Below are 20767 nucleotides of genomic sequence, written 5' to 3' on the forward strand. Positions count from 1 at the left end.
GTAAAAAGCAACGCCAAGTGCGGTTGGCGTTGCTCATTACGCACCTTTAGGTGCTGCTGGAATAATGGCCCTTATAGGGCCGTTCTGCAAACCCCACGTTCAACGTGGGGTTATGATTTTCAGCATCTTGCTCTCTCCTTTCGTGCCTCTGCCTCAACGGCATCGGCAAAATAGTTGGACATTTCTTCGAGTGGGATCTGCAGCAGGCTGCAGGCCCGGAAGGCGTCGGCCATGCTCCAGGGCGTACGCCCATTCAGCCTGGCCGACAGAACCGAACCCGGCCAGCCCATTTCTGCGGCGAACTCCTGATCCTGATATCCGGCATCTTCAATCCGATGCCGCAGCTGCAGGAACAGCCTTCTTTGTACAGGCATTATGTTCCCTCCATTCTTTGTGGATTTCTGCCTTCAAAGCCATGAGAACCTTGAATTCAGCGGGGTCACGCTGCCACAACGGAGTGCGTACGTAACGATCAGCCTGCTCCAGATACTCGACGACCTTTTCAGCAGTGCTCATGGTTTACTCCTTTCCGCCCGCCTTGTGCGGGCTTTTTTATTCCACTGCCCCTTCGCTCAGCTGCCTGATCTCCTGGGCAATGCACTCTTCCCAGAAGCGCACATTGTCGCGAATCCCTTCCCGCGTCTTGCGCCACTCGTCATAGCATTTCCGGGCTTCGTGTGCTTGCCTGCCGGCCTGAGCGGTGTAGCGTTCAATATCCGCCAGCAGCTTGCGGTTCCGATCCAGCTTTGCCTGATATTCGTCCAGCTTGGCCAATCGTTCCGGCGGCACGCCATAGGCCCCGGTCTTACGGATGCTGGGCAGTACATCGTGGGTCACCCAGCGTTTGAAGGCTTTGGCCTCCGGCTTGTCCGACCGAAGGATGACGGAGTACAGGCCGGGTTCGTTGATGATGGTGGTTGACTGGACACGCCCCATCGAATCGATGAGGTCGGTCAAATCGACCTCATCCGGGTCGAGCCGCTTTTTGGTGTCGGTTATATTCCCGATATTCAGCACCCGGCAGACATCCCTCAGCACCCACCACAGGCCGTCATCTCGCTGGACGGTTCGCAGCTGCTCGCCGCTGTACACGAAAATCTGTAAGTTGTTCATGTGGTTCTCCTTTCGGTAGTTGAATTTAATTCAACTTTTCGAGAAAAAAATCTGGTCCTTCTGGACCAAGCTAATTCCAAGCAAATCGCACAGCGAATCAACCTCACTCACTTTAAACTCATTGTAATTGTCGATCTTGCGCTGTAAGGCGTATGGTGTGATACCAAGCACCTGTGCAATGTACTTGTACTTCAACCCAGACTTCTGAATCAAAAGTCTGAGAGCCACAGTATCGGTCAAAATACCACCTCCTTTCGTGGAATTTAATTCCACAACCAGATAATACCACTCGGTTGAATCAAAGTCAACTATTTTTTATGTTTTTATAAAAAAATATTGAATATGATTCAACGGTGTGATACTATCTAATCAAAGAAGGTGTTTTCATGTCAGAGATATACAAAAGAATACGAGAAAGACGCATTGAACTAGGGCTAACAGTAGAAGAACTGGCTCAGCGAATGGGTTACAAAGATAAATCATCTATAAGCAAAATAGAAAACGGTAAAGCTGACATTCCCCAGTCAAAGGTTGTGGCCTTCGCGAAAGCTCTAAATACCACAACTGCTTATCTGATTGGCGCCGATCAAGATAACACCATCCATCTCCCCTCCAACATCATCCCGGTGCCCCCTGCATCCAAGACCGTTCCCCTGCTCGGCACGATTGCCTGTGGTGTTCCAATTCTGGCCGAGGAAAATCTGGACGGCGAAGTCTCCCTGCCTGACTTCGTCCATGCCGATTTTGCTTTGCGCTGCAAGGGTGACAGCATGGTGGAGGCCCGCATCCTGGACGGGGATATTGTATATATCCGCAAACAACCTGACGTGGAAAACGGCGAGATTGCTGCCGTGCTGATTGGCGACGAGGCCACCTTGAAGCGGGTATATAAGTACCCCGGGCAGATTGTTTTGCAACCGGCCAACCCTAAATACTCCCCGATGATCTATGCGGGCGAATCGATCAATGATATGCAGATATTAGGTAAGGCGGTATTTTTTGTCTCTATGGTTAAATAACAATAGTCGAGGTGTACCGTAATGAAACTTCTGTCAATCGTCAAGTCGGCTCTCGCTTCTTCCCTTCGCACTTCCCCCACCGAGAAATTCGACTTAACCACTGTAGAAGGTATTCGAGCGATTCCGAAAACAGCTGTTGCAAAATCGATATTTTTTTCGACTGACCAGATTGAATATGTTTTGCAAAGAAAAGCAACCCAGTATAAAAGCGAGGGAAACTTCGACCTGGCAATCGAGTGTTTGCGAAAATCAAACGAATTGAAACAATACTCCCACACGGTTTATAGCGCGAAAGATTACTACCGCTTAGTGGATTACTTGAAGCTCGCAAGAAGATTTGATGAAGCCAGAGAAGAAAAAGCCAAATTAGACACAATGTTTAACGAAAAGGGAGTATCTCTGGATTTAATAGATGAATGCGAGAAAAGAGCAATCCCGCCCAAAAATCAAAAAAACGATTTGGTATCTATCGGTTACCTTGGTTGCTGCTGTAGCGAATGCGCAAAATTCAGATGCCGCGTTTATTCTTATTACGGAAAAGATCCAAGATTTCCACGCTACCCAGATTTTTTAAAGCAAAACCCAGATCATTGCGGGCTCATGGCTTTCCCTTTCCTTTTTGATTGTCAATCTCTATCTATGCCGTCTGGAAAAGAATTGAGAGGCGCTTCGCTTATTAAGTATTCCAATCGCCCTTTTGTGGATGATCGCTCCGCTGAAGAAAAGGAACTATACGAAAAACAGATTGCGGACGCAGAAAAGGACAGAATTGATCGTACTGCATATGATTGGCTTTGGGAGTATATGCCGGAAATATGTCCGAAAGGATATGGTGCCTACAGAAGAATGAGGAATTCAAACTCTCGGAATTTCCAGCGTATACAACAAGCGGCTTTGGAGCATGGGTTTGATTTACTAACCGGAACAATGACGAAATAACAAAAAATCCCCCACCGGCGGCAACCGGTGGGGGATGATGAACAGGCTTACTCACAAGGGTGAATAATCCGTCCGGACAACGAGATTATACCACCTCCCGAGTAGGCTTGTCAAAGTGCACCTACAGGGAGGTATTTTTATGTCAATTCGCACCAATACGGCCGTCTGGGTCGAGGGCCGCCATCGCTGGCAGATCAATGTGCAGAAGGACGGCGTGCGCAAAACCTTCACCAGCGCGAAGCCCGGCCGTACCGGCCAGCGAGAGGCCAATCGAAAAGCTGATGAGTGGCTGGAGCACTCGGTAATCAGCACATCCACCAAGGTGGACGTGCTCTACCCTCAGTTTTTGGCGTCCAAGCGGGCCACCACCAGTCTCAGCAACTGCCGCCCAATGGATGGCCGCTGGCGGAACAAGATTCAGCCGTTGATCGGCCAGAAGTCCATCGGCCGGCTGACTGATGGACTTCTGCAGCAGGTACTGGACAGAGCCCTTGCCGGTGGATATTCCCGCAAAAGTCTGCAGAACCTGCGGGCGGATCTATGTGCGTTTTTGAAATGGGCTCGCCGGAACCGTTACACCACTCTGACCGGCGAGGACCTTGAAATCTCCAAAGCTGCTCAGAGGGGTCAGAAACGCATTTTGCAGCCGAAGGATGTCCTGATACTCTTTAACGTAGACACCACCATCCTGCGCAAAAATAAGGCCGTGGAAGATTACATCAACGCATACCGGCTGGAGGTGCTCACCGGGCTACGGCCTGGGGAGATCAACGGGCTGGAATGGGCCGACTGGCACGGCGACCGGCTGGAGCTGCGCCGGGCCATCAACTGCTACGGCGAAACCACCACCGGGAAGAACGATAATGCCCGCCGGGTGGTTTACCTCTCTTCCCTGGCCCGCCAGGTGCTGGAAGATCAATATCGCATCACTGGACCGAAGGGGTCTGTATTCTGCGTCTCTAACCTCCAGCACTACCACAGCCGCTGGAAGCGATATTGTAAGGTCAATGGGCTGCCGGATATCGCGCCCTATGAAATCCGGCACACGTTTGTGAGCATCAGCGACGCCCTGCCGGAAGCCCAGATGAAAAAGCTCGTCGGCCACAGCCAGAGCATGGACACCTATGGTGTGTATGGCCACGAAGTGCAGGGCGAAGGAGAAGAGATCAGCCGCAACCTGGATGCCATCTTCTCGAAGATCCTCAGCGCCACATAAAGCCGTATGCAAATATGAAGTGTGTACCTTTGTGTGTACCTGAATACAAAAAAGCCCGGTAGAACCGCATTCTACCGGGCTTTTTCTGGCGGAAAGAGAGGGATTCGAACCCTCGGTGGGTTTATGGCCCACACACGATTTCCAGTCGTGCGCCTTAGACCAGCTCAGCCATCTTTCCATGTGGAGGTGCTGACCAGATTTGAACTGGTGAATGAAGGTTTTGCAGACCTTTGCCTTACCACTTGGCCACAGCACCAAATTTGGAGCGGCTTACGAGGCTCGAACTCGCTACCTCCACCTTGGCAAGGTGGCGCTCTACCAGATGAGCTAAAGCCGCAAATTACTGCTCAGATATAATACCATAGCCTTATGAAAAATGCAACCCCTAAACTGCCACTTTTTTCATTTTTTTATTTTTCTTTTTTAGAGCGATTTCCTTCCCCCACAGCTTCCCTCTTTTCTTCCCAAACCGGCCTGAGGAATCAAATGAAGGGCGGAAAAAGAAAAAAACCGGCAAGCACCTGATGACGCTTGCCGGTTTTGGTTGGGTTGGCGGGATTCGAACCCACGCATGCGGGAGTCAAAGTCCCGTGCCTTACCGCTTGGCGACAACCCAGCAGAAACGCCGTGCGAAAACGGCGGGATGATATAGAAAAAAGCGAACTCTTTCGAATTCGCTTTTTTAGTGGGGTGGCTAGTGGGATTCGAACCCACGGCCTCCAGAGCCACAATCTGGCGCGCTAGCCAACTGCGCCATAGCCACCACATGTTTGGTGCGCCCGGAGGGACTCGAACCCCCGGCCCACTGCTTAGAAGGCAGTTGCTCTATCCACCTGAGCTACGGGCGCTTAGTCGTTCTTCCCTGGGAGACGCTGCTCAAATATAATACCATCCCCCCCTAGTATTGTCAATAGGTTTTTTCGAGTTTTTTTCAATTTTTTTGATTTTTTCTTTTTCCCTCTGTTTTGACCATTTTCATGCGCTGAAACAGGGATGCCGGCGTAAAGCCAGCACCCCTGCTTGCAGCTTGCATGCATTATGCAAAAGAGAGAGAAAGAAGGATATTAGAAATGGTCAAGGGAAAGTCAAAAGGAATCAAGCTCACAGCATGCCCATCTTGGTCATTAAGGCCTTGATACGGTCCTCCTGCTCCTTGGTGACCGGCAGGAAGGGCACGGTACTGGTATCGCTGATGGGCAGACCGCGCAGCTGCAGCGCACGCTTTACCACCGGGATGAAGGGGGTGCCGATGCTGTAGATATCCATCCACTGGTCGATCTCGCGCTGGTACTTCTGGATGTTCTCCATGTCGTTTTCCCGCACGGCCTTGGCCAGTGCGCTGGTGACCTCAGGGATCAGGTTGGACAGGCCGCCGATGCTGCCGTTGCCGCCGCTGATCACATTATGTACAAAGTTATCGTCGTAGCCGGACAGAATCTCGAACTCCGGGAACTCGGGACGCATGGTCTTGATCAGTTCGCGGGTATGCTCCATGGGTACCACGGTGTCCTTGAAGCCCACAATGTTCTTGTGGCGGCGGGCCAGGTTCAGGGTGACCTGAGGCTTGATGTCATAGCCGGTACGGTCCGGGAAATTGTAGATCAGGATGTTGCCGTGGATGCCGTCGGCCACACGGTCAAAATACTCTTCCACACTGGCGTCGCTCAGGGCGAAATAGTAGGGAGGAATGATCATCACGGCCTCGGCGCCCTGATCGATGGCGTAATTGCCCAGCTCAATGGTCTCGCGGTAATCCATGCAGCTGGTGCCGATCAGCAGGCGGGTGCGGCCCTTGATGGTCTCGGCCGCAACACGGATCAGCTCTTTTTTCTGCTCCATGGGCATGCTGAAGAACTCGCCGGTGGAACCCATCACCACGATGCCGTCCACACCGCCCTTGATCAGGTGCTCATAAACCGCTTTATTGCCTTCCACGTCCAGGGTGCCATCCTCATGAAAAACGGTGACCACGGGAGTCATCCAACTGATTTTGCTCATAATCTGCTTGCTCCTTTTGTTCATTGATTTGCAGTTATTCTCGAATGCGGTTGCGGAGAACTCCAATGCCTTCCACTTCGCATTCTATCACATCGCCGGGCTTCATATAGCGTGGCGGGTCAAAGCCCATTCCCACGCCGGCGGGTGTTCCGCTGATGATGATATCCCCCGCTTCCAGCGTCATGCCGCGCGACAGCTCGCTGATCAGCTTTGGGATATCCCGAATAAACGCCCGGGTATTGGAATGCTGGCGCACCTCTCCGTTGAGGCGGCTCTCCACATTCAGATGCAGGGGCATGGTCAGCTCGTCCCGGGTGACGATCCAGGGGCCCATGGCGCAAAAGCCATCCAGGCTTTTACCCCGATACCATTGCACGTGACTGTGCTGCAGGGTGCGGGCGGAAATGTCGTTGAACACGCTGTAGCCGAAGATGTGCTTCTCCACATCCTGGGGTGCAATGTCACGCCCGCCTTTGCCCAGAATGACCGCCAGCTCCACCTCGTAATCCAGCGCCCGGTCCAGACCGGCATGACTTTCCACGCTTTCCTCCGGACCGGTCATCCGGCTGCACCGCTTGGAAAAATACACGGCAGCCTCCGGCTCCTCCATGTGGATCGCGGCGGCGCATTCCTGATAATGTGCCCGGTAGTTGACGCCAACACACAAGATATCATGGATGGGACGCTCCACCGGCGCCAGAAGCTGAAGCTGCTCCAGCAAAAGCCCCTCTGAAGGGCCACGGCCGCTTTTTGCAAACGCTTCCAGCGGCTTCATCTGTTCCGGCGCGGCCCGGCGGATAAACTCCAGCCAATCGGCGGCTTCAAGCCCCTCGCCCAGTGCGGAAACAGGCATGGCTCTTGTTCCCGTCGGGTCCAGGACCGCCAGCCGGGAAGAACTTCCCTCTTCAAATCGAATCAAGCGCATTGGCATTCGCTCCCTTTATTATATAAAGTAAGAGACCACGCAAAGACCCGCCCGTTTTCGAGCGGGCCTTTGCAGCCGGTTCAAGAATTATACGTAGTTGCAGACACGTGCAATCGCCATCTCGGTATAGCCCAGGCTTTCCGCCTTGGTCTGCTGGCCGTTGGCCACCTTCACCACCAGATCCAGCAGCTCGTCGCCCAGCTGCTCCAGAGTCTTGGGTCCGTAGATCACGGGGCTTGCGTCCACATCAATGTTGTCCACCATGTTGGCGTAGGTGATGCGGTTGCCGGTGATCTTGATAACCGGAGCGATGGGGTTGCCGGTGGGAGTGCCGCGGCCGGTGGAGAACACCACAATCTGGCAGCCGCCAGCCACCATGGCCGCCACGCTGGAAGGATCGTTGCCCGGAGTGTCCATGATGACCAGGCCCTCTTCCTTGTTCAGCTGCTTGGCGTAATCGTACACGGCATTCACCGGAGTGTGGCCGCCCTTGTGGATGCAGCCCAGGCTCTTCTCCTCCAGGGTGGTCAGACCGCCTGCCTTGTTGCCGGGGCTGGGATTGCCCTCACGCACTTCCTCGCCCACCAGCTGCAGCGCCTTTTCGTAGCGGTGCACGATCTCGTAGATGCGGTCGTGTACCTCCTTGTTGGCCGCACGGGCTGCCAGCAGATGCTCGCCGCCGATAAACTCGGTGGTCTCGCTGAGTACGCTGGTGGAATTGTGCTGGACCAGCAGGTCGCTCAGCTGGCCGATCAGGGGATTGGCAGCCAGACCGCTGGTGGGATCGGAGCCGCCGCACTCGGTGCCGATGATCAGCTCGCTGATGGGGAACTCCTCACGCTGCAGGATGGAAGCCTCCGCAGCCATCTCCTTTGCATAGCGGACCGCCTGCTCGATGGCCTTCAGCGTACCGCCGGCCTCCTGGATGATGACCTGCTTGAGGGGCTTGTTGGTGCGCTCCTGGATCGCTTTGACCACCAGATCCATCTGACAGTTCTCGCAGCCCAAAGAAATGACCACAGTGCCGTAAACGTTGGGGTTGGCGGCGTAGCCGGCCATCACGTCCATGGTAAGCTGCTGATCGCTGCCCACCTGGCTGCAGCCGTTCTGGTTGTTAAAGGTGACCGCGCCCGTTACCTGGGACGCCACGATCCGGGTGGTATCGGATGCACATACACTTGCGGGCAGGATCAGAATGTGATTGCGGACACCCACGCGGCCGTCCGGACGTTTGTAACCATAGAAAGTCATAGTCGTATCCTCCTTGTTCGTTCTCAGTCGTGCAGGTCTTCGCGCTTGCTCTCGATGTTGTGAGTATGTACATGCTCACCCATCTTAATGTCGCAGGCAGCCATGCCGATGTGCTGGCCGTATTTGGAGACCATGTCGCCCTTCTTGATGTCGTGGCGGGCCAGCTTGTGGTAGATGGTCACATCCGTCACTGCTTTCAGGGTCTGGACCTGTCCGTCCAGCATGTAGTTTACCTCGTCGCCGGCCTTGATGGGCTCGATGGCGACCACCACATCGTCCTTCGCGTCAATAATCATAGCGTTCAGCATAGGTTGTACTCTCCTTTTTCTTGGTTATACCGGCCACATGTATCCCCTGTGAGCCGTTTCACTCAAAATCAATCAGGCCTTTGCCTCTTGTGCCTTGCCCTCCAGAGGGATCTTGGGGCAGCCGTATTTCTTTGCCCACCAGCCGGTGATGAAGGGTACCAGAATGGCGGTGAGAACGGTGGAAGCAGCCACCTGAACAGTAGCCTCGCTCACGAAGGGAGCGTAGGAGGGGTCTGCCAGCGCCACCGCTGCCGGAACCGCCACTGCGTTGCCCGCCGTGGTAGCCACGGCCCAGCCCGCATAACCGGGACGGCGGCCGATGACACGGTCACAGAAGACGATGAAGGAACCGCCGACGAACACGGTGATCAGACCCAGAACGATGCCCTGCGGGCCGCCCTTGACCAGGTTGGTCACGTCGATGCCGGAACCCAGAGTAAAGCCGACGAAGGGGATCAGGATGGAACCGGCAGGAGCCAGGAAATCGGCCAGGCCCCTATCCAGGTTGCCCAGGATCATGCCCACCAGAATGGGGCCTACAGCAGCCAGCAGGGTGATGGGATCGAACTGCGCCAGGCCGGAAGCACCCAGCGCGATCAGGGTGAACAGAGGACCGTCGTTCAGGCTGAGCAGAGCCATGGAAGCCTGGTCGGACTCGTCGCCGTAGGTGCTCATCAGGGCCAGATACACGGAACCGTTGGAGTTGGTCACCGCACTGATGATTGCCAGGCTGGTCATGCCGAACACACCGTTCATGCCGAAGATCTTGCCCACGGCAATACCGATTGCCGCGCCGATAATGAACTTGGAGACCAGCAGGATGCCGCCCCGCTTCAGCACCTTGGGCATATCACGCAGCTGCAGGGTCGTGCCCAGACAGAACAGCTGCGCGCCCATGACTGCCGCCGCACCGGCATTGGTGAAGATCGCCGTGGTGTAGGAACCAATGCCCGTGATCTGCGGAAAGAATGTGTTGATGATGGAACCCAGCAGCAATGGGATCACCATCATACCCGCAGGTATCTTGTTGATAAACTTCATAATCATGATTGCCAAACCTCCCTTTATTTTCAGCCGGTCATCCCTGCCGGCTTCCTTTTCTAATTCGTATTTACGAACTTAATACGTATTCCCGAATCACTGGTTTTAGGATACCCCTCTGTTTTTCATTTGTCAATATTTTTTCCGGATTTGATTCTTTTTCATGAGGTTTGCACAAGGATAAATCAATTTCCTTGTGGAGTATGCTTTTGACTTTTTCCTGCGTTTTACATTTTGGATATTATTTGTTATGATAAAACTACTTATATTTTCCGAATCACTCTACCCAGAAAGAATGTGAACAAAATGGTCAAACCCGATGAACACCGCAGCACTTCCCGTGTGCTGGATATTCTGGAACTGGTCTCTTCCGAGGGTTCCGACGGCTTTACGCTCACCGAGATTTCCAGCCGTCTGAACGCACCGAAAAGCAGCCTGTTCCCCATCATTCACACCCTGCATGCGCGCCGTTTTCTGGAGCTGAACCCGGTCACCGGGCGCTACTGCATCGGCCTGGGCGCCTTTACGGTGGGTGTTGTGTTCGCCAACAAACACACCCTGCTGGAGCACATCCGCAACGAGATGCGCCAGGTAACCGAGGGCTGCGGCGAGATCTGCCAGATGGGCGTAGCAGACCGCGGCAAGGTGCTGTATGTGGCAAAGGTGGAATCGCCCAATGCGATCCGGCTGATCAGCTCGGTGGGCAAGCGGCTCCCCCTTTACTGCACCGCCCTTGGAAAGGCGCTGCTGATGTGCTGGCCGGACGATCAGATCCGCGCGCTGTATCCGGATGCAAGCCTGATGCCCGCCGTCACAGCCAACACCGTTACCACCCCGGAGGCCCTCATCGAACAGGTGCACCAGATGCGCCAGGCAGGCTACGCCAGCGAATGCGGCGAAAGCGATGAAAACATTCGCTGCGTGGCGGTTCCGCTTCTGGCAAACGGTCAGGTGATGGCGGCGCTCAGCGTGAGCGCCCCGCTGTTCCGCTTTGATGAGGAACGCCAGGCACTGGCCCTGGAAAAGCTGTTCATCGCCAAGCAGAACATTGAGTCCCTGCTCAAGCGGCCTGATTTCGCTCCTGAACTGAGCGGTTTTCTGGAATTGATCTAACCAAAAAGGCTCCGGCCGCATTGAACAGCAATGCGGCCGGAGCCTTTTTTGATTAATCTTTGATTTATTTTGCCGCCGGGCGGTTTTCCATCCGCCGCTGCAGCCCGCGCCAGAACACGGCAAACATGATCACCAGGATCACGCCCTTGCAGATGGTGGAGATGGAAATGCTCCACCAGATGCCGTTCAGGCCCAAAGCCGTACTGGTCAGGACCATGGCCAGCGGAATGCGGGCCATGGTGAGCACCATGCTCAGGATGCTGGGCGGGGCGGTATGGCCAAGGCCTGCGTAGGCCCCCTCCACCAGGATCTCCCAGCACATGAACAGCTCGGAAAAGCCCAGAATCACTAGATAGTCCACGCCCAGAGGCAGCACCTCCTGCTCCGGGATGAAGAAGCCGAAGATCGGCCCCGCCGCAAAGATAAGCAGACAGCTGCAGAACACGCCCCACAGACTCATCATAGCAAAGGCGGCGGCGAAGCCCTTCTTGGCCCGCTTCAGATTTCCCGCGCCGTAGTTCTGGCCGATAAAGCTGTTCACCGCGGCGGCAAAGCCGTCCGCCGTCATCCAGCTGATGGACTCGATCTGGCTGCCCACCTTCTGTACCGCCACCGCGTTGTCGCCAAAGGCAGCCACCATGCGGGCAATGTACATGGAGATCAGCGGGAACACCACGTTCATCACCGCCGCCGGACCGCTGATGCGCACCAGAGCGGCCAGCTCCGCCGGAGTGGTACGCTGGGTCAGCCGCACCTGGTCAAAGAGGCAGCTGTCCTGCCGGGCATAGGCAACCAGCAGCACAAACACCACCACCTGAGCCAGCACAGTGGCCAAGGCAGCGCCCGCCACCTCCATGCGGGGCACAGGGCCCACGCCGAAGATGAGCACCGGGTCCAGCACAAAATTCAGTCCCAGACCGCAGCACATGGCCAGGAAGGGGGTATGGCTGTTGCCGGTGGCGTTGACCACCGCAATCAGCACCTGATTCAGGAAAGAAAAGAACATGCCAAGGCCCACGATGATCAGGTATACCCGGGCCTGAGCCGCCACCTGGGGGCTGTTCAGCTTGAAGAAACCGATCAGCGGCCCCGCCCCTGCCACCATGAGCAGGGTGTACAGCAGCGAGATCACCGTTGCCAACTGAATGGCAGCGCCCGCATACCGGGCCGCCGCCTGCTTGTCCCCCGCGCCCAGGCGCTGGGCCACCAGCACCTGCCCGCCGGTCTTGCCCAGAATCGCCAGCCCGTTGGAGAGCCACATAAACATACCGGCCGCACCCACGGCGGCCACTGCTCCCGCGCCTACCCGGCCGACCCAGATCATATCCACCAGATTGTACGCCATCTGCACCAGCTGGGAGCCCATGATGGGCAGTGCCAGCGCGGTGAGGCTTTTCAGGATGCTGCCCCGCAGCAGATCCACCTGCTTTGCCATTGTACTTCCTCCTCCTTTTCCCGTTCAGCGAATGACGAGCCCCAGCACCCGGGCCAGGTCCGCCGCCTGATTCACGTTCACAATCGCACCCCGCAGCTCCTTGCCGGTATCGCTGACCACAATGCCCTCCATACGGCTGTCGGTGAAATCCAGCCCATTCAGAAGGGTACCGAAAAAGCTGGTTCCCATCAGGGTGCATTCCCGGAACGCCAGGCCCTTGTGGCGGCACTGAGCCAGAAAGGCCTCGCTCAGGTCGGTTTGCTTCATCAGCACCTGCTGCAGCAGTGCTCCCGTCAGGTTTGCCTGCCGGAGATTGCTGTTCTCCAGCCGCACATGCGCCAGGCGGCTGCCCGCAAAGCCTGCCCCCATAGCCTTGATGTTTTCCATCCGGCAGCGGCAGAAGTCTGCATCCTCCGCCTGCAGCGCCGAGCATTCACAGTTTCGGAACACCACATCCGCAAACCGGGCTCCGTGCCAGTTGGCCCCGGTGAACCGGCAACCCTGGAACAGGCAGCCCTGCACCTCCAGCTCGGTCAAATCCATCCCGGTCAGGTCCGCCCCCACGATCTGCCAGCCGGTGAGCGCATCGCCCCGGGCCAGCGCCATATCTACCAGCTCCTCCGGCCGCTCCGCCAGCTCCAGCCGGGCAGGCAGCGCAGGCTCCAGCAGCTTGTTCCGTTCCACGGTCCATTCCCTCCTGTTGCTGGCGGTAAGGGTCCTTCGCCTTTGCCGCCTTGTTTTGTACACATTTCTTCTATCATAATCCATTCAAGCGGGCGGTACAATCCCCTTTTGGCTTTTCTTTTCGCCAAAGCAAACAAACCCCGGCGGCCCCCTCCCATGGGAAGGGGGCCGCCGGGGCATTTTGAATGGAATTACAGGCTGGGCTCAGGCCGTGTTCAACCCTGCTTGCGGCGCAGCAGCACCAATGCGGCAGCGCTGCTCAGCGCCAGACCGCTCAGAGCAGCCACCGGCCAAAGGCTGTCGCCGGTCTGGGCAGATGCGGTACCTGTGGGTGCAGCCGTGGCAGACGGCGCCGCGGTGGAGCCGCTGCCGCTCTGGCCGCCCTGATCACCACCGCCCTGGCCCGGGTCGGGCGTGGGAGTGGGCACAGGGGTGGGCACCGGCGTCGGGGTGGGGGTCTCCTCCGGCTGCTCCGGTTCACCGGCATCCTTGGTATAAGAGCCGGTCACCACCAAATTCCGCTCCGGCATGGTCTCGGGCAGGTTCTGCCAGCCGCTGAAGGTGTAGCCCTCATGCGCCGGCGCGACGGGTGCGGCGATCTTCTCGCCTGCCTTATACTGCAGGGTGGCAAAGCTTTCCTCGGCAAAATACTCGCCGGTGATCCGGAAGGTCACGGTGTAGCGTGCATCTGCCTTCTTTTCCAGACTGCGCACAGCCCGGAACAGCTCGCTCGTGGCTCCGTTGATGGCTTCCTGGCTCTGCTGAGCCTGGGTCTGGGCGGAAGCGGACCGGGCGGCGGATTCCACAAACAGCGTGCCGTCCAGCGCGGCAGCCTGCTCCGCCTTGTCCTTCTTCTGCTGCATCCGGTCCCAGCTGGCCGGGGTGTACAGGCTCTCGTCCAGCTCTTCCAGGAACGCGATCATCTTTTTCAGGCCTGTGGCATTGGTGCGGTAATAGCTTTCGCCTGCCTGCAGAGCAAACTGGCGGTACATGGCCATTTCGCTGCCGCTGCCTGCGGTGATGCAGAACTTGCCGGTCTGGCTCAGGAAGTACTCGGTGCCGTCCAGCAGGGTGCTGATCCGGTAGCCGCCTTCCCCGTCGCCGGTGATGGCAAAACAGGTGGGAGTTTCCTTGAGCGGAGGATAGTTGCCCCCGGTCTCGCCCTCCACAGCCAGGTACCAGCCGGGCCGGGCCATGCTTTCCAGGGTATAGCCCTGCCCGGTTTTGGCCAGCTTCCACAGCTGGGTGTTGGCGTCAAAGCCGGTGTTCAGATTCAGCTCACCCGCTTCATCGCTCACGTCCACCTGGTCGGCGGCAGTGCCGGTGGCGCTGGAGTACAGTGCCTTGCCCCCGGCCACGATGGCATACACGCCGTCCTCAATGGCGGTCTGTACCTTCAGCAGCGGGTTCTCTCCACGGGCCACACCCTCGATCACGCCGCCGTTTTCAAATTCATCCGGCAGGGTCACGGTGTTCTCGTCGGACACATAGACCCGGACGCTGTCCTGCAGGGTGAGGGTCTTGTCTTCCATCTTCACCTGCGCGGTCACGGTCAAAGTACCCTTACCCGCTGCCTGAGCGGTCAGGGTCACAGTCTCGCCCGCGCCGCTCTCGGTCTTGTCCAGCGCAGCCACAGCGGTTTCCTTGTCGCTGGTCAGGCTCCACTGTAGCCGGGCATCCTGCGGGATACCCGCCGCGCTGGCGCTCACCTGGACGGCATCGCCCGCGTCACAGGCAATGTCGCCAGTGTTCAGGGTCAGCTGCGGGGCCTGGGCCAGATAGCTCCAGCCCTCACCCAGCAGATCGGTCATTGCAAAGGAATCATACAGGATGTAGCCGACGCCATAGCTGGTATCTTCCTTTTCATACAGCAGGCCCAGGGCTTCGCCCTCCAGCTGGGTCAGGCAGGAATACAGGTAGCTGCCGGGGTATTTCACATCCGCCGGGTTCAGCCAGGTCACCTGATTGGTGGCCGCGTCGATGCTGCCGATGCGCAGCACGCCATTGTTCCGTCCGCTGCCCTTGGGATAGGATGCGGCGATCAGGTTGCCGTACACGTTTCCTTCCGCGTCTACCAGAGCGCCGTCCACATTGATGAAGGACACCATGCAGTTGCCCACATAGCTCAGCGCCTCATCCTTGTAGGAGGGACCCCAGGTCACGCCGCCGTCGTAGCTGTCGGCATAGCTGATGGTACCGATGTTGTTGCGGGAATACATGCGGATGCCGCCGTCCGGCAGCAGAACGGTCTGGGACTCGCTGGTCTTGCCCACGTTGTTGGTCACATGCTGACCACGCTGCCAGGTGGCGCCGCCGTCATCGGTGTAGATGACGCTGGCCCGCTCCTGGCCGGTGGCGTTGTCGTAGACCTGGAACAGCACCCGCTCGGTGCCGTTCTCGCCCAGCCCCACGGTCAGGCCGCGGCCGGGGCACACGCCCACAAAGCCCTCGCCCGGCTGCTTCACGTTCAGGATCTGGGGCTCGCTCCACTGGATGCCCGTTCCGGTCACGGTGCCGGTGCGCAGCCAGATGTGGAAGGTGGGATAGATCTTCCATTCCGACTGGCTGTAGAACACGTTGTTCTGCACGGTCTTGCCGCTGATTTCCTGCTTGCACAGAGACTTCACGACCGCATTGCCGCTGGTCTCGTACAGGTTGTATTCCGCGTCCACCCAGGCGCCGGTGAGCGCACCGGACGCGTCCTTGATGGGATAGAGGGTCCGGTTCTGGCCCTCCACCACCTTGGTCTGGGGGTCCTTGGAATCGATGTAGTAGGTGTAATCCGCCGCCTTGGTGGAGGCGATGGAACCGGCCTCGCCCTTGGCGATCACCAGATTGCCGTTTGCGTCAAAGCCGGTGCTTTCCTTGCCGGCGGTGCCGCCGTTCTGCAGGCCGGAATAGGCCGGGCAGGCGTCCACCACCATGTAGATGGTGCCGTCCTCACTCTGGATCAGCGCCGGGTCGATGAAAGAGGCACTCTTCCGGTAAGCGCCGGGAGTCTGGTCCGGGAAGTCGGCAAAGTGGTTGATCATCTGCCACTCCCAGGTCTTGCCGCCGTCCTTGGACAAGCTGACCAGTCCGTCCAGGTTGTTGGCCGCGTCCATGGTGGAGCCCCAGCGGGCGTCCGCCGCGCTCAGAATCCAGCCGTTGTCCAGCGTGATCATGGCGGGAATGCGGAACCGGCGGCTGGAACCGGTCTCGTTCGGGATATAGGGCTGGTCCTGGGTCACGCCGGAATAGCCGCCCTCCACCGGGCCGTCGTAGCTGGCCAGATAGCTCCAGCCCTCGCCCAGCATGCCGGTGATGGTCAGATCGGTGTAATAGATGCCGCCCGCGCCGCCGTTTTCGGTGCTGCCGGGGCCGGCGGTGCCGGACTCAAACAGCAGGCCCAGCGCGTCGCCCTTCTTCTGGGTCAGGCAGGAATACTGGTACCGGCCCGCAAAATCCACCTGGGCATCGTTCAGCCAGGTGATGGTGCCGGTGTCGTTCATGGAGCCCACACGGATCACGCCGTCGGTACGTCCGCCGCCCGCCGGGTAGGAGGCAATGATCAGATTGCCGTAGACCTTGCCCTCCGGGCTCTTGGCATAACCGGCCGCATTGATGAAGGACACCATGCAGTTGGAGGTGTAGTTCAGGGCGCTGTCCGCAGTGGCCTGGCCCCAGGTCGCGCCGCCGTCGTAGCTGTCGGCGAAGGTGATCTGGCCGCCCAGGTTGCGGCAGAAAATGCGCATGCCGCCGTCCGGCAGGTTCACCACCTGAGACTCACTGGTCTTGCTGCCGCTGGCCAGATTGTTCACCCGGTCACCGCGGGTCCAGGTTGCGCCGTTGTCGTCGCTGTAGATCACGCTGGCGTACTCCTGACCGGTGGCGTTGTCGTACAGGGGGAATACGATGCGCTGCTTGCCCTCCACGGTGGTCACCAGACCACGGCCGGGGCACACGCCGGTGAAGGACTCATTCTCGGTGTACTTGATATCCAGGAAGGTGGGCTCGCCCCACACCAGGCCATCCGCCGTTACCTCGGCGCTGCGCAGCATGATGTAGAACACAGGATAGGCCTTCCAGGCGCTGCTGCGGTAGAACAGGTTGGTCTGTACCATCTCGCTGCTGCTCAGCTGCTCCCGCATCACCTTCTCCACCGGACCGGACGCGCCGTCCCAGGCGAACAGATCCAGCTCCGCATTCACCCACTGGCCGGTGGCTTCGCCGCTCTCGGTGGTGATGGGATACAGCTTCAGCTCCTGGCCCTGCACGGTGACCCGGGCAGGTTCAGCGTTCAGATCCACCCGGTAGGTGTAGGCACTCTTTTCCTTGGGAGCGTCGCCGTTCTCGCCGGCAAGGGCCACCAGCATGCGGCCCTGCTCGTCAAAGCCGCTGCTCTGATTGCCCATGCGGTTGCCGTACATCAGGCCCGCATAGGAGGGACAGGCATCCACCACCATGTACAGCTTACCATCCGGCCCCTGCACCATGGAGGGGTCGATGAAGGAGGCGCTGGCCTGGCTGGTGGCGCTGTTGGCCTGGTCGTCAAAATAGTTTACGATCTCATAGCTCCAGGTGGCGCCGCCGTCCTTGGAGACACTCACGATGGTATCCAGGTTCTGGGGGGAGTCGGCAGTGGTCTGCCAGCGCATATCCGCCGCAGCCACCATCCAGCCGTTGTCCAGGGTGGTCAGCGAGGGGATGCGGTAGTTTTTGCCGTTGCCGCCGTCCGGCTCGCCGTTCACAAAGGGCTGGCCCTGGGTGGTGCCGGTGATGGCTTTCTCCGGACCGCAGGCAGTCAGGGCCACGGTTCCCAGCTCCACCGTTTTGTCCTGGGTGTAAACCAGCTTGCCGGCCGCCGTGCCGGCGCCGCTGGCCTTGAGCGCGGTGAGCACACCATTTTCCAGCCGGAACGCGCCGTCCGGATTTTCGGTCAGGGCCCACTCCACCTTTGCCGGGTGCGCGCCCTGGGCGTCGGTGTAGATCCATTCGGCGCCGCCGGTCACTGCCAGCTGGCTGGTGCCTGCATAGCCCTGCTCTACCACAGCCTTGGTACGCACCAGGGCGGGCTGCTCGGCCTTTTTCAGGAACAGCTGCACCGGGCTGCCCTGTGCATTGGCGGTAAAGCCGCCGTTCTCCACCGCCAGCTTGGCTTCGCCTGCGCTGAGGGTGTAGGTGTTGTTTTCATTCTTCGTCACGGTGAGCAGCACCGGGGCGTCGCTGCGGAACACGCCTTCGCTGCCCAGGCCCAGATAAATCGGGCCGCTCTCGGTCATGGCGGTGAGATACACTCCGCCCTGGGTGCTGGTCAGCGACAGGTCCGCCCCAGCCAGCGCCTCTTCCGTATTGGTCAGCTTGCCGGTCCGGTCATCCCGCACCGCCGCGTTGGCGTTGTTCGCACCGCTGGTGGAAAGCACCCGGAAGCCCTCGTCATAGCCCACCACCGCATAAACGCCGTCGGTCAGGACGTCGGTCTGCGCCTGGGTGTAGCCGTCGATCTTCAGGTCGGTCTCGTTCAGGGTGATGTCCCGGGCGTAGAGCCACAGGGTATAGCTCTTGCCCTCCGCCAGGCTGCGGGGACCCCAGAAATCGGTGATGTTATTGGGGTACTGGGTGGTATCGCCCTTGCGGTTAAAGTCCAGCACCCGCTTGGCGCCGCTGATCTGCCAGCCGTCGCCCGCCTTGGCCACACCCAGGCTCACCCCCTGATCCGCCACCATGCTGCTCTCGGCCAGCGCCAGATAGTTGCCGCTCTTGGCATTCTGCAGGCTGAAGCCGCCGTCCATGGTGCTGCCCACCAGGGTCAGGTCCTCCAGAGCCAGGGAACTGCCGTCCTTCAGCCAAGAGGCCTGCACGCCCCCTTCCGCCAAAGTTAGCTTTGCGGTCACGGTTCCATCCGCGCCGCTGAGGGAGCCAGGATTCAGGCTCTTGCCCTCCTCGCTCAGATACAGCGCGTACACCTCATCCTTGTAGGCCTCGTCCTTGCCGCGGGCCACGATCAGATACTCTTTGCTCAGATCCAGCTGACTGCTGGTGTACAGCGAGAAGCCGGGGATCTGAGGCGCGTTTTCATCCGACTGGCGGGCATACAGATAGATGCTGTAGTCCGTCTCGGCCTGCGGGCCCCAGAAGTCGGTCTGGGCACTGGTGAACTTGCCGCCGTCGCCGTTGATGTTGAAGCTCAGCACCCGGTTATTCGCTGCATTTTTCAGCAGGTAGGAGCCGTCCGCCTTTTTCTGGACCGAGCAGAAGCTCTCAGCCGCAGCGGTCATGCTGCCGTCCAGCTTGAGCCACTGACCGGTGACGCTGTTGGAAAAGGCAACCTTGCCGTCTTCACTCTGTTTTGCATCCAGCAGCAGCTGGTCCAACGTGAGGGATTCGCCGTTTTTGAGCCAGGCGGCGGTGACGCCGTTCTCGCTCAGGGTCAGCTGGGCGGTCACCGCGCCCTTGGCCTTCAAGGCTCCGGGGCTGGTGGACGCGCCGTCCGCGCTGAGGTACAACGCATAAACGCCGGTCTCTCCCTCCCGCTGATCCTGGGCCACCAGGATGTACTGCTGTGCCGTGTCGATGACGTCGCCGGTGTACAGCTCAAAGCCCGGAATCTGGGGCGCAGCCTTTCTGGTCTGGGCCAGTTTGTCCGCTCCATCCTCCGCCACCGGCGCTTCGCTCACCGCCGGCGTTTCCGTGGGAGCAGGAGTTTCCGTGGCCACCGGTGCTTCGGTGGGAGCGGGTGTTTCGGTTACCGCGGGGGATTCCGTGGCCGCAGGCACTTCCGTTGCCGCAGGCACTTCGGTTGCCGCGGGCGCTTCCGTCTCTGCAGGCACTTCGGTAGCCGCAGGCGTTTCGGTTGCTGCGGGTGCTTCGGTGGGCAGAGGCAGTTCTCCGTCGGTCTCCTCCGTCGACACCGTCGGCTGCTCCAGCGGCAGCTCGTCCGCCGCAAAAACAGGGGCCGCCGTGCTGGCCATCACACAAACTGCCAGCAGCAATGCCACCATGCGTTTCAGTTTCAATCTCATGCTATCCTTAACCTTTCCGCTGTTTGCTTTTCATTCCTTGCGCAACGCTGTTTCTGTGCCTTCCTCCTTTCCTGTCCATTCATTTGCATATTGCACAGATTTTCTCGTCAATGATAGCATTTTTCAGTGATATGTATATCCATTTTTCCACTTTTTGGATTAATGGAAAAATTTTTCAGCCTTTTGTGTAAATTATGAAAATTTTCTTCATCAAAACGCCTATTTTTTCAATGGATTTTTGTTTGGTATGAATATTGCCTTTTTGCCGATCATATGTTCTAAGAAAACGCAGGGCCGACATTTATCACCGCATCATCCTTCTTGTTTCCCCGGTTTTGTGGTCTGTTTTCGCTGTATCGTTCATCCTGGTGCTTTATTTATCTTGTGCTTTCTTGCTGTGCATCGCTGCCTCTGAGCACTCCAACCGGGACGAGCCGAAGAGAAAACTCTGAAAGAGCGCCCTTTCTGGCGATGGCCGCTGCGCTCCTGTTCGATTTTTTCCAGGGTAGAACCAGCCGGCAAACAAACGAAAAAGCCCCGGTCGAACGACCGGGGCTTTGACTGACGAAAAGGAAAAATCCCGAATGCTTTCGCATTCGGGATTTTGGTGCGGATGAAGGGACTTGAACCCCCACGGTATCGCTACCACTAGAACCTGAATCTAGCGCGTCTGCCAATTCCGCCACATCCGCATATGCTGTTGTTGCAGCCAGCAAGCCGGAGC

Annotated in this window: 16 protein-coding genes and 7 tRNA genes; 4 read left to right on the plus strand and 19 right to left on the minus strand. The window is 58.1% G+C overall.

Going from position 1 to position 20767, the window contains the following annotated elements:
• Nucleotides 1-119: 119 nt before the first annotated feature.
• The 4 genes from B5G03_RS17140 to B5G03_RS13990 are packed head-to-tail and all read right to left on the minus strand — an operon-like array spanning nucleotide 120 to nucleotide 1353.
• On the minus strand, nucleotides 120-374 hold the full coding sequence (locus B5G03_RS17140; RefSeq protein ID WP_140401711.1) for a DUF739 family protein: 255 nt from the start codon (nucleotides 372-374) through the stop codon (nucleotides 120-122).
• Nucleotides 328-516, minus strand: coding sequence for a hypothetical protein (locus tag B5G03_RS17455; RefSeq protein WP_087182304.1), 189 nt, complete (start codon nucleotides 514-516; stop codon nucleotides 328-330). Before B5G03_RS17455 ends, B5G03_RS17140 begins: the two co-directional genes overlap by 47 nt.
• A 36-nt stretch (nucleotides 517-552) precedes the next feature.
• Complete coding sequence (locus B5G03_RS13985) at nucleotides 553-1113, minus strand: BRO-N domain-containing protein (RefSeq protein ID WP_087182305.1); 561 nt, start codon at nucleotides 1111-1113, stop codon at nucleotides 553-555.
• Between the two features lie 30 nt (nucleotides 1114-1143).
• The gene (locus B5G03_RS13990; protein WP_242962471.1) at nucleotides 1144-1353 is read right to left on the minus strand and encodes a hypothetical protein; all 210 of its coding nucleotides are present in this window, start codon (nucleotides 1351-1353) and stop codon (nucleotides 1144-1146) included.
• A gap of 146 nt (nucleotides 1354-1499) precedes the next feature.
• On the opposite strand from B5G03_RS13990, the gene B5G03_RS13995 reads away from it, so the two are divergent.
• From B5G03_RS13995 to B5G03_RS14005, 3 genes are all read left to right on the plus strand, one after another.
• Nucleotides 1500-2132: a LexA family protein gene (locus B5G03_RS13995; protein WP_087182306.1), complete on the plus strand. Its 633-nt coding sequence runs from the start codon at nucleotides 1500-1502 to the stop codon at nucleotides 2130-2132.
• A gap of 21 nt (nucleotides 2133-2153) precedes the next feature.
• Nucleotides 2154-3071 (plus strand): hypothetical protein, encoded by a 918-nt coding sequence (locus tag B5G03_RS14000; RefSeq protein ID WP_087182307.1) that lies wholly within the window; start codon nucleotides 2154-2156, stop codon nucleotides 3069-3071.
• A 139-nt stretch (nucleotides 3072-3210) separates the two neighbouring features.
• On the plus strand, nucleotides 3211-4287 hold the full coding sequence (locus B5G03_RS14005) for a tyrosine-type recombinase/integrase (RefSeq protein ID WP_087182308.1): 1077 nt from the start codon (nucleotides 3211-3213) through the stop codon (nucleotides 4285-4287).
• 86 nt (nucleotides 4288-4373) lie between these two features.
• Here B5G03_RS14005 and B5G03_RS14010 read toward each other — a convergent pair.
• The 11 genes from B5G03_RS14010 to B5G03_RS14060 all read right to left on the minus strand — a co-directional run bounded on the left by B5G03_RS14010 (nucleotide 4374) and on the right by B5G03_RS14060 (nucleotide 9816).
• Nucleotides 4374-4465 (minus strand) — tRNA-Ser (locus B5G03_RS14010).
• Between the two features lie 3 nt (nucleotides 4466-4468).
• A tRNA-Cys gene (locus tag B5G03_RS14015) sits at nucleotides 4469-4543 on the minus strand.
• 5 nt (nucleotides 4544-4548) lie between these two features.
• Nucleotides 4549-4624, minus strand: a tRNA-Gly gene (locus tag B5G03_RS14020).
• A 204-nt stretch (nucleotides 4625-4828) separates the two neighbouring features.
• Nucleotides 4829-4903 (minus strand) — tRNA-Gln (locus B5G03_RS14025).
• 70 nt (nucleotides 4904-4973) lie between these two features.
• Nucleotides 4974-5050, minus strand: a tRNA-His gene (locus B5G03_RS14030).
• A gap of 8 nt (nucleotides 5051-5058) precedes the next feature.
• Nucleotides 5059-5135, minus strand: a tRNA-Arg gene (locus tag B5G03_RS14035).
• Between the two features lie 253 nt (nucleotides 5136-5388).
• The gene (locus B5G03_RS14040; protein WP_087182309.1) at nucleotides 5389-6285 is read right to left on the minus strand and encodes a dihydrodipicolinate synthase family protein; all 897 of its coding nucleotides are present in this window, start codon (nucleotides 6283-6285) and stop codon (nucleotides 5389-5391) included.
• 34 nt (nucleotides 6286-6319) lie between these two features.
• On the minus strand, nucleotides 6320-7210 hold the full coding sequence (locus tag B5G03_RS14045) for a fumarylacetoacetate hydrolase family protein (protein WP_087182310.1): 891 nt from the start codon (nucleotides 7208-7210) through the stop codon (nucleotides 6320-6322).
• An 87-nt stretch (nucleotides 7211-7297) separates the two neighbouring features.
• Nucleotides 7298-8461, minus strand: coding sequence for a UxaA family hydrolase (locus B5G03_RS14050; RefSeq protein ID WP_087182311.1), 1164 nt, complete (start codon nucleotides 8459-8461; stop codon nucleotides 7298-7300).
• Nucleotides 8462-8484: 23 nt separating this feature from the next.
• The gene (locus B5G03_RS14055; protein ID WP_087182312.1) at nucleotides 8485-8769 is read right to left on the minus strand and encodes a UxaA family hydrolase; all 285 of its coding nucleotides are present in this window, start codon (nucleotides 8767-8769) and stop codon (nucleotides 8485-8487) included.
• A gap of 72 nt (nucleotides 8770-8841) precedes the next feature.
• Entirely contained in the window at nucleotides 8842-9816 is a 975-nt protein-coding gene (locus B5G03_RS14060; RefSeq protein ID WP_087182313.1) for a 2-keto-3-deoxygluconate permease, read from the minus strand.
• A gap of 300 nt (nucleotides 9817-10116) precedes the next feature.
• Here B5G03_RS14060 and B5G03_RS14065 point away from each other — a divergent pair, with 300 nt between their 5' ends.
• Nucleotides 10117-10923 (plus strand): IclR family transcriptional regulator, encoded by an 807-nt coding sequence (locus tag B5G03_RS14065; protein WP_087182314.1) that lies wholly within the window; start codon nucleotides 10117-10119, stop codon nucleotides 10921-10923.
• 64 nt (nucleotides 10924-10987) lie between these two features.
• Here the strand turns inward: B5G03_RS14065 and B5G03_RS14070 are convergent, their stop codons facing one another.
• The 4 genes from B5G03_RS14070 to B5G03_RS14085 all read right to left on the minus strand — a co-directional run bounded on the left by B5G03_RS14070 (nucleotide 10988) and on the right by B5G03_RS14085 (nucleotide 20735).
• The gene (locus B5G03_RS14070) at nucleotides 10988-12358 is read right to left on the minus strand and encodes an MATE family efflux transporter (RefSeq protein ID WP_087182315.1); all 1371 of its coding nucleotides are present in this window, start codon (nucleotides 12356-12358) and stop codon (nucleotides 10988-10990) included.
• Nucleotides 12359-12382: 24 nt separating this feature from the next.
• Nucleotides 12383-13042, minus strand: a complete 660-nt coding sequence (locus B5G03_RS14075; protein ID WP_162613421.1) for a pentapeptide repeat-containing protein — start codon at nucleotides 13040-13042, stop codon at nucleotides 12383-12385.
• Between the two features lie 215 nt (nucleotides 13043-13257).
• Nucleotides 13258-20037 (minus strand): exo-alpha-sialidase, encoded by a 6780-nt coding sequence (locus tag B5G03_RS14080; RefSeq protein WP_087182317.1) that lies wholly within the window; start codon nucleotides 20035-20037, stop codon nucleotides 13258-13260.
• Between the two features lie 611 nt (nucleotides 20038-20648).
• A tRNA-Leu gene (locus tag B5G03_RS14085) sits at nucleotides 20649-20735 on the minus strand.
• Between the last annotated feature and the right edge of the window lie 32 nt (nucleotides 20736-20767).

It is taken from the genome of Gemmiger sp. An50 (assembly GCF_002161595.1).
In the GTDB taxonomy this organism is placed as follows: Bacteria; Bacillota; Clostridia; order Oscillospirales; family Ruminococcaceae; genus Allofournierella.

Bases quoted from the DNA above. Each gene is read 5' to 3' on its own strand.
- B5G03_RS17140 (WP_140401711.1), bottom strand. From the start codon at position 374: ATGCCTGTACAAAGAAGGCTGTTCCTGCAGCTGCGGCATCGGATTGAA.
- B5G03_RS17455 (WP_087182304.1), bottom strand. From the start codon at position 516: ATGAGCACTGCTGAAAAGGTCGTCGAGTATCTGGAGCAGGCTGATCGT.
- B5G03_RS13985 (WP_087182305.1), bottom strand. From the start codon at position 1,113: ATGAACAACTTACAGATTTTCGTGTACAGCGGCGAGCAGCTGCGAACC.
- B5G03_RS13995 (WP_087182306.1), top strand. From the start codon at position 1,500: ATGTCAGAGATATACAAAAGAATACGAGAAAGACGCATTGAACTAGGG.
- B5G03_RS14000 (WP_087182307.1), top strand. From the start codon at position 2,154: ATGAAACTTCTGTCAATCGTCAAGTCGGCTCTCGCTTCTTCCCTTCGC.
- B5G03_RS14005 (WP_087182308.1), top strand. From the start codon at position 3,211: ATGTCAATTCGCACCAATACGGCCGTCTGGGTCGAGGGCCGCCATCGC.
- B5G03_RS14040 (WP_087182309.1), bottom strand. From the start codon at position 6,285: ATGAGCAAAATCAGTTGGATGACTCCCGTGGTCACCGTTTTTCATGAG.
- B5G03_RS14045 (WP_087182310.1), bottom strand. From the start codon at position 7,210: ATGCGCTTGATTCGATTTGAAGAGGGAAGTTCTTCCCGGCTGGCGGTC.
- B5G03_RS14050 (WP_087182311.1), bottom strand. From the start codon at position 8,461: ATGACTTTCTATGGTTACAAACGTCCGGACGGCCGCGTGGGTGTCCGC.
- B5G03_RS14055 (WP_087182312.1), bottom strand. From the start codon at position 8,769: ATGCTGAACGCTATGATTATTGACGCGAAGGACGATGTGGTGGTCGCC.
- B5G03_RS14060 (WP_087182313.1), bottom strand. From the start codon at position 9,816: ATGATTATGAAGTTTATCAACAAGATACCTGCGGGTATGATGGTGATC.
- B5G03_RS14065 (WP_087182314.1), top strand. From the start codon at position 10,117: ATGGTCAAACCCGATGAACACCGCAGCACTTCCCGTGTGCTGGATATT.
- B5G03_RS14070 (WP_087182315.1), bottom strand. From the start codon at position 12,358: ATGGCAAAGCAGGTGGATCTGCTGCGGGGCAGCATCCTGAAAAGCCTC.